8 protein-coding genes are annotated in these 8,020 nt (G+C 63.3%); 7 read left to right on the forward strand and 1 reads right to left on the reverse strand.

Annotation, left to right across the window (positions count from 1 at the left end; translation table 11 throughout):
* The first annotated feature begins 106 nt into the window (after positions 1 to 106).
* Genes IAE40_RS06010 through sixA form a run of 3 tightly spaced genes read left to right on the forward strand, consistent with a single transcriptional unit; the run spans position 107 to position 1,972 of the window.
* Positions 107 to 1,132: an NAD(P)H-dependent glycerol-3-phosphate dehydrogenase gene (locus tag IAE40_RS06010; RefSeq protein ID WP_112898747.1), complete on the forward strand. Its 1,026-nt coding sequence runs from the start codon at positions 107 to 109 to the stop codon at positions 1,130 to 1,132.
* 37 nt (positions 1,133 to 1,169) lie between these two features.
* Positions 1,170 to 1,517 carry a DUF4389 domain-containing protein gene (locus IAE40_RS06015; protein WP_054894233.1) on the forward strand — a complete coding sequence of 116 codons (348 nt, stop codon included), beginning with the start codon at positions 1,170 to 1,172 and terminating at the stop codon, positions 1,515 to 1,517.
* Positions 1,514 to 1,972, forward strand: a complete 459-nt coding sequence (gene sixA / locus IAE40_RS06020; protein WP_153774957.1) for a phosphohistidine phosphatase SixA — start codon at positions 1,514 to 1,516, stop codon at positions 1,970 to 1,972. The genes IAE40_RS06015 and sixA overlap by 4 nt, the downstream gene beginning before the upstream one ends.
* Positions 1,973 to 2,063: 91 nt before the next feature.
* On the opposite strand, the gene IAE40_RS06025 is transcribed toward sixA, so the two are convergent.
* Positions 2,064 to 4,016 carry a hypothetical protein gene (locus IAE40_RS06025; RefSeq protein ID WP_200602832.1) on the reverse strand — a complete coding sequence of 651 codons (1,953 nt, stop codon included), beginning with the start codon at positions 4,014 to 4,016 and terminating at the stop codon, positions 2,064 to 2,066.
* 225 nt (positions 4,017 to 4,241) lie between these two features.
* On the opposite strand from IAE40_RS06025, the gene IAE40_RS06030 reads away from it, so the two are divergent.
* The 4 genes from IAE40_RS06030 (at position 4,242) to IAE40_RS06045 (ending at position 7,842) form a co-directional block, all read left to right on the forward strand.
* A complete protein-coding gene (locus tag IAE40_RS06030) occupies positions 4,242 to 5,030 on the forward strand; it encodes an alpha/beta fold hydrolase (protein WP_153774955.1) in 789 nt (262 codons plus the stop codon).
* Positions 5,027 to 5,881, forward strand: coding sequence for an alpha/beta hydrolase (locus IAE40_RS06035; RefSeq protein ID WP_200602833.1), 855 nt, complete (start codon positions 5,027 to 5,029; stop codon positions 5,879 to 5,881). Before IAE40_RS06030 ends, IAE40_RS06035 begins: the two co-directional genes overlap by 4 nt.
* Positions 5,882 to 5,988: 107 nt before the next feature.
* Positions 5,989 to 6,783 (forward strand): DUF4892 domain-containing protein, encoded by a 795-nt coding sequence (locus IAE40_RS06040; protein ID WP_153774953.1) that lies wholly within the window; start codon positions 5,989 to 5,991, stop codon positions 6,781 to 6,783.
* A 12-nt stretch (positions 6,784 to 6,795) separates the two neighbouring features.
* Entirely contained in the window at positions 6,796 to 7,842 is a 1,047-nt protein-coding gene (locus IAE40_RS06045; protein ID WP_200602834.1) for an AI-2E family transporter, read from the forward strand.
* Positions 7,843 to 8,020 lie beyond the last annotated feature (178 nt).

The raw sequence follows: 8,020 nt of genomic DNA on the forward strand, positions 1-8,020 counted from the left end.
AGGCGGCTTTGCCTGTGAAGAGGCTGGTGCCGACACTGGTTCTGTAGCAGACGAGCCGTATAATGCCTGCGTCGCCACTCAACTTAATGGCTTTAACGGATTGAATATGACTGAACAGCAACCTGTTGCAGTTCTGGGAGGCGGGAGCTTCGGCACCGCCGTGGCGAACCTGCTGGCTGAAAACGGCAATCCGGTGCGTCAATGGATGCGCGACCCGGAGCAGGCCGAGGCCATGCGCGCCAACCGCGAGAATCCTCGTTACCTCAAAGGCATTCGCCTGCATGATGGCGTCGAGCCGGTCAATGACCTGCTGGCGACCCTGCAATCGAGCGACCTGGTGTTCGTCGCGCTGCCGTCGAGCGCCTTGCGCAGCGTACTCGCGCCACATGCCGAGCTGCTGCGCGGCAAGTGCCTGGTCAGCCTGACCAAGGGCATCGAGGCGCAGACCTTCAAGCTGATGAGCCAGATTCTCGAAGAGATCGCACCCCAGGCGCGTATCGGCGTGCTGTCCGGGCCGAACCTGGCCCGTGAGATCGCCGAGCATGCCTTGACCGCCACTGTGGTTGCCAGTGAGGACGAGGCGCTGTGCCAGCGCGTGCAGGATGTCCTGCACGGGCGCACCTTTCGCGTCTATGCCAGCGCCGACCGCTTCGGTGTGGAGCTTGGAGGCGCGCTGAAGAACGTCTACGCGATCATCGCCGGCATGGCCGTGGCGCTGGAGATGGGCGAGAACACCAAGAGCATGCTGATCACCCGGGCGCTGGCCGAAATGACCCGCTTCGCCGTGAGCCAGGGCGCCAACCCCATGACCTTCCTGGGGCTGGCAGGGGTGGGTGACCTGATCGTCACCTGCTCCTCGCCCAAGAGCCGCAATTACCAGGTCGGACATGCCCTGGGGCAGGGGTTGAGCCTGGAAGAGGCAGTCAGCCGCCTGGGCGAAGTGGCCGAAGGGGTGAATACCTTGAAAGTGCTCAAGGCCAAGGCTCAGGAAGTGCAGGTCTACATGCCGCTGGTGGCCGGGCTGCACGCGATTCTGTTCGAGGGGCGAACCCTGGCCCAGGTGATCGAGCACCTGATGCGTGCCGAGCCCAAGACCGACGTCGATTTCATTTCCACCAGCGGTTTCAACTGAGCCGTCAGCGGCTCCAAATCAGAGCAAGGAGCGACACATGAACGATACGCCCGAGCGCGCCCAGCGCGAGTCGATCATCCTGCGGGTGCTGTGGATGCTGGTGTTCCTGGTGGTCTGGCAACTGGCCGAGCTGCTGCTTGGCGGGCTGGTGCTGGTGCAGCTGATCTACCGTCTGGTGTATGGCGCGCCGAGTGCCAGCCTGATGAACTTCGGCGACAGCCTCAGCCAGTATCTGGCGCAGATCGGTCGCTTTGGCACCTTCCACACCGACCAGAAACCCTGGCCGTTTGCCGACTGGCCTGGCCCCCGTGCCCCTGAAGGCGAGGCGCCGCATGCGGTTGCCCCGGCGCCGCACCCGGTGCGCGACGAGGAGCCCAAGCTGTGAAGCTGTGGATCCTGCGCCATGGCGAGGCAGAGCCACGGGCCAACACCGACGCCGAGCGTCGCCTCACGGCCCATGGTCGCGAGCAAGTGCTGCACAGCGCCGCACGACTGCTAGGCCAGCCGTTGCAGGCGATCATTGCCAGCCCTTTTGTGCGCGCCCAGCAGACGGCTGCGCTGGTGCATGACACCCTTGGTTTCATCGAGCCGGTACGCACCGTGCCGTGGCTTACGCCGGAAAGTCGGGTGGAGGAGGTCATCGCAGAGATCGAGCGGTTGGGGCTTGAACATGTGCTGTTGGTCAGTCATCAGCCATTGGTGGGCGCGCTGGTGGGAGTGCTGGAGCATGGGCATTTGCAGCAGCCAGCACATATGAGCACTGCGAACCTGGCAGAACTTGAAGGGGATTTGCCACCTCTCGGTGTGATGACATTGCTGAGACAGCGTGTCGCCCCCTGATTTTATCTTCAGGTCCTGCGCTTGCGTGGTGGGAGGCCGATAACGACGATGCATTCGGCCTTCTGTGTACGTAGTATGGATCCAGTGCGCCTCAGCGACTGAATATTCCCCAACCCACAGCTGTATCTCCACCGATATTCGTTGCACGCAAGGACACCCTGTTGCCGTTGGCAACGTCTATCGCATAGCGTCTGCCTGTTCCCGCCGAGTCCGCACTCCACGCCCGATCATTGATGCCTGGGTTGTTGTTGTAGCAAGCGCGCATCGCATCCCATTCTGCAAGCGTAGGTAATGTTCCACCTCTCTGCGCGGCCAGATCTCGGCACCAATACCACACATTGAACGAGCCCAGGCCTTCAACCCGCCTGACATTGGATACGGTCACCGGATAGCTGGCACGGGCACCGGCGGTATCGGTTACGATCACCTCCGCCGTCCCGCTGCCATAAGACACCGCTAGCCCCGTGGAAGCATTGACTTCGACCACGTTGCCGTTGCTCGTTGAGTAGGTATACGGTGGTTTCCCGCCGGAGGCGGTGCGCTGCACGAATGCATTGGGGGGTGGGTTGGTCACTGGGTTGGCGTTGCGGTGGATACTGCCATTGAGCGTCGCGGGCGACGTGTCGATAGTCAGGGGCGGAGTCACCACGTTGATCCGCAGGTTCACGGCAGGCGAGGGGACCGCCGCCCCTCCAGAGACTCGAGTGACCAGGTACTGCACAGCCACCGTTCTGCCCGCATTGGCGTCTACCTGAGCCTTGGGAACAGAAAACGTGAGCCGACTTACGCTGCCAACAGTCTGCGGGGCGCCAGCGATTCCCGCAAAAGTCACCGACACCACATCACCGATGGCCATGCCACCGTAGACTTCGACCAGGACGGGCAGGCCGGTGGAGGGGACGGCTTGAGGTGGTAGTACATCGCCTGGTGCCAGGGGAATGACCGGTCTTGCAAGGACCAGCTCCTGGATCCTGTGTACGGTCCATACATCAGACTCAGGATTGCCTGCGTAGAGGCCCCGGACTTTGAAGTCATAGGTCTTCACGCCCAAGCTTGTCAGTGTGCTTGTCCAACTGCCGTTCGCTGCGACAGGCTCGGGGCTTATCACGCTGGCGCCGTCGAGCACTTCGACCTGCTGGTTGGCTGATGCCTGACCGCTCAATACCAGGTTCGGCGAGGTCGTCGAGCTGCCGTGCGGCACCTCTAATCCGTTGTTGTCTTTCACGGAAACGATGGTGGGCCTGACCGCGATGATCTTCTCGAGCGTGTAGAGCACGTCCGGGAAAACTCGGGCCTGTCCCTCGTTGTTGCTGGCGTCGAATGTTACCGACACCGTTGCCGTGAGGCTGGAGCCATGCTTGAGCGCCTCCAGTTCGCTGCGTTGCAAGATCAGGTCCAGTCCTGCGGCTACCTGGTCCGCGGTGACCTCTGCGCCTCGGGCCAGGTAAAAGGTATGGGTCGAGCCATTTTCGAGGGTCCCGTCCAAGCGGACCCATACTCGTTGACCCACCGCGATCAATGGCCATGGTTCAACCTTGACCTGTGCATCACCGGTGAAGTTGTTGAGGTCGAGTACCTTGGTGGTTGCGTTGGCCTGGGGGATCACAGGCGCAGGCAAATGGGCTTGCGCCAGGGTTCCTACCGCCAGCAGCAGTGGCAAGGATAATTTCGCGGCCTGGCCACTGCGTACTACTGCGTAGCGCAGGGTGACCGTCTTGCCCTGGCTGGCAGCCACCACGCTGACAGGCGCCTGGAAATCGACATACCCAAATAGACTTCCGGGTTGTTGGTCGCTCTGCCAACTGTCTGCAGCAGTATTCCCGGCCCAGTCCGCCGCCAGAATGTCACTGGGTAGCATGGTCGGATACTGTGCCCTTACGGTAGCGCCGTTGAGCGCGTCGATGGGATCGAGCCTGTCACCCGTTGCCTGCAGTACGGAAGGTTTGGGGTAGTCTGTCTCGGCGCTGCGTGTGACCTTGAAAGTTAGAGGCCGCGAGACCGGGTTTTGTGTATGCAGTTGCTGCTTGCCCTCAGCGGTTGACATCGCCAACTCCTCAGGTTTCCGGGGGTTTATGGCTCAGTGTGAACCAGGCAAGAAACGGGTGAAACTGATAGAAATACTAGGTATCGCTTTGGCGCAACGGGGCTTTGCGTCGCCTCGATAGCGCGACGTGACCTGATAGCCCTTGCCGATGACCTTTCAGAACGTTGCCGCCAACCGGCAGGTTGCTGACAATGGGCTATCACTCTCCAGTCGGACCAGGCGGTCATGTCGCAGCAGATCTTCTTCGCCCATGCCAACGGTTTCCCTTCAGCCACCTACGGCAAGCTGTTCGCGGCCCTGGCCCCGGACTACCAGGTCTGTCACCTGGAGCAGCATGCCCACGACCCGCGCTTTCCAGTGGATGACAACTGGCAGAACCTGGTCGATGAGCTGCTGCACCATCTGGCGCAGCAGCCGGCGCCGGTCTGGGGTGTCGGTCATTCCCTCGGTGGTGTGCTGCACCTGCACGCCGCCCTGCGCCGACCCGAGCTCTACCGCGGTGTGGTGATGCTCGATTCGCCGGTGCTGACCCGCGCTGACCAGTGGCTGATCCGCACCGCCAAGCGCTTCGGTTTCATCGACCGCATCACGCCAGCCGGGCGAACCGAAGGACGGCGCGAGGCGTTTCCTGATCGCGACAGCGCACGCAGTTATTTCGCCAGCAAGACGCTGTTCCGCCAGTTCGATCCCGATTGCCTCGAAGCCTATCTCGAGCACGGGTTGCAAACGGTGGAGGAGGGCGTGCGTCTGCGCTTCGACCCCAGCACCGAGATGCGCATCTACCGCAGCATTCCCCATGTCAGCCCGGCCCCTGCGCGTCAACTGCAGGTGCCACTGGCCATGGTGCGTGGCGATCGCAGCCGGGTGATCCGCAAGCACCACGCCCTGGCGGTGCGTGCGATGCCGCGGGGGGAATATCACAGTGTTCCGGGCGGGCACATGTTTCCACTGGAGCGGCCCACCGATACTGCCAGCCTGATCAAGGGCCTGTTCGATCGCTGGAGCCAGGTATGAGCGCGCAGGTCGAGGAGATTCGCCTGAGCCTGGGGCATATCGAACTGGCCGCACACCTGTTCGGTCCTGCCGACGGCCTGCCGGTGATCGCTCTGCACGGCTGGCTCGACAACGCCAACAGCTTCGCCCATCTGGCCCCGCGCCTGAAAGGCCTGCGCATTGTCGCGCTCGACCTGGCCGGGCACGGCTATTCACAGCATCGTCCAGCCGGGGCGAGCTACAACCTGGCCGATTATGCCCATGACGTGCTGCGGGTAGCCGAGCAACTGGGCTGGGAGCGCTTTGGCCTGCTCGGGCATTCGCTGGGGGCGATCATCTCGGTGCAACTGGCGGGCGCACTGCCTGAACGGATCAGCCATCTGGCGTTGATCGATGGCGTCATCCCGCCTACGGTCGCCGAGCAGGATGCCGCCGAGCGCCTGGGTATGGCACTGCAGGCGCAACTGCGCCTGGATGGCAAGCGCAAGTCGGTGTACCCGCGCCTGGAAGAGGGCGTGCAGGCGCGGATGAAGGGCATGGTCGCAGTCAGCCGCGAAGCCGCCGAGCTGCTCGCCCAGCGTGGGCTCATGCCGGTGCCTGGCGGTTACAGTTGGCGTAGCGACAGTCGCCTGACCTTGCCGTCGCCAGTGCGCCTGAACGAGGCGCAGGCCATGGCCTTTGTGCGCCGGGTGAGCTGCCCGACCTGCCTGGTGATCGCTGAGGACGGCATGCTGGCGCGCCACACAACTCTGCTGGAGCAGCTACCCTTCGAGCAGGTGGCCTTGCCCGGTGGTCATCATCTGCACCTGAACGATGCGCAGGGCGCGGCCCTTGTCGCAGACTGTTTCAATCGCTTCTTTGGCTTTGCTTGACTTGCACTGGACAAGTGTCGAGGCTTGGCGGGTTGAACAGGGAGACAACCATACATGCCAGACATTCACGATCTTCGCCACGGCGCCCGACGCCGCAAGGACGGCCGATGAGCGCGCCGTTCCTCGTTCGCAGTGCCATCGCCGCCTGCCTCACACTCGCCAGTCCGCTGCTGTGGGCCGGGAGCCTGCCGGTGCCGGCCGATGCCAAGGTGGTCGACCAGCGTCCGGTCGTGGAGGGGGAGAGGGTCTACCCCATGGGCCCGGTACGCAAGATCAGCGGTCGCCTGCGCGTCGAGGGCAAGGTCGAGAGCCGTGGCCAGGTCAGCTCGGTCACCTACGAACTGCCGGTGGAGCGTACTGCCCGCGAGGCCTTTACCAGCGCACGTGAGGAGCTGCAGCGCGACGGTGGCTATCCGCTGTTCTGGTGCCAGGGCCGTGACTGCGGCGAGGCCAGCATCTGGGCCAACGATGTGTTCAACAACGCCCGTCTCAATGGTGGCGACGAGCAGCAGGCCTTCATTCTTTTGCGCCGCTCGGCCGAAGAGGCCGATACGCTGGTCGCCCTGTACAGCGTCACTCGCGGCAATCGCCGCGCCTACCTGCATGTCGAGGAATTCGTCGCTGACAGCCCGCTGGGCGAAGTGCTGCCGACACCCGCCACGGTGCTGCGTGAGATGCGCGATACCGGCAAGCTCGACTACCCTGACCTGAGCGCACCACAGCCTGCGTGGGTTTCGCTGCTGGCCCGCAGCCTGAACCTGGACAGCACCCTGCGTGCCAGCCTCAGCGGCCAGGCGGCCGAAGCCTGGCGCGAGCAACTGGTCAAGGCCGGTGTACGCAGTGCCCGTCTCGAAGTGGGTACGGCGCCTACCGAGGGCCTGCATCTGGAACTGATTCGTTGAACGAGGGCCATCATGGCCAACAATGACCGTCTGCTGGTCCAGATTCTGTTGCTGGCGCTGTTGGGCGCCGCCTTGTGGGTCATGGCGCCGTTCATCTCGGCGCTACTCTGGGGGGCGATCCTGGCCTTCGCCAGTTGGCCGCTGATGCGCTTGTTGACGCGCCTGCTGGGTGGGCGCGAAACCCTCGCGGCCAGCATCCTCACGACGGTGTGGATCCTGGTGGTCGCGTTGCCGCTGGTGTGGCTGGGCTTCAACTTGGCCGACCATGTGCGTGATGCCACCAACTTCGTGCGTGACGTGCAGTTGGAGGGTTTGCCGGATGCGCCGGAGTGGGTGCGTGGCATTCCCTTCATCGGCGAGCGCCTGGTCAACTGGTGGGAGTCCCTCGACCAGCAGGGTGCGGCGCTGATTGCCTCGGCCAAACCGTACCTCGGCCAGGTCGGCAATTGGTTCCTGGCGCGTAGCGCCCAGATCGGCAGCGGCGTGCTGGAGCTTACGCTCAGTATCGTCTTCGTGTTCTTCTTCTACCGCGACGGCCCACGCCTGGCCGCGTTCGTGCAACGCTTGCTGCAGCGCCTGGTGGGCGAGCGCGCCGAGTACTACATCGACCTGGTGGCCGGTACCGTACAGCGCGTGGTCAACGGTGTGATCGGTACCGCCGCAGCGCAAGGGCTGCTGGCGTTGATCGGCTTCATGATCGCCGGCGTGCCCGGGGCAATCGTGCTGGGCCTGGTGACCTTCATGCTCAGCCTGATCCCGATGGGGCCGCCACTGGCCTGGATTCCTGCCACCGGCTGGCTGGTGTGGAAGGGCGAGTATGGGATGGCGGTGTTCCTCGGGATATGGGGCACCTTCATCATCAGCGGCGTGGATAACGTGCTCAAGCCGTATCTGATCAGCCGAGGCGGCAACCTGCCGCTGGTGATCGTGCTGCTTGGCGTGTTTGGCGGGTTGATCGCATTTGGCTTCATCGGCCTGTTCATCGGGCCGACCCTGCTTGCCGTCGGCTACAGCCTGCTGCTGGACTGGAGCCGGCATTCGGGGCAGGTTCAGCGCTGACTGCAGCGTTCTCTTCGCGGGCAAGCCCGCTCCTACAGGCACCGCGATCTGCTGTAGGAGATTCTGTCTTGCTCAAAATTTAAAGACCAGCCGAATCCCTGCAGGAGCGGGCTTGCCCGCGAAGAGGCCGGTATTGATGATCCAGAAACCAAACTTTACGCATTCTTTATTCCCATCC

Origin of the sequence: Pseudomonas sp. S44 (assembly GCF_016624805.1) — a bacterium.
In the GTDB taxonomy this organism is placed as follows: domain Bacteria; phylum Pseudomonadota; class Gammaproteobacteria; order Pseudomonadales; family Pseudomonadaceae; genus Aquipseudomonas; species Aquipseudomonas machongensis.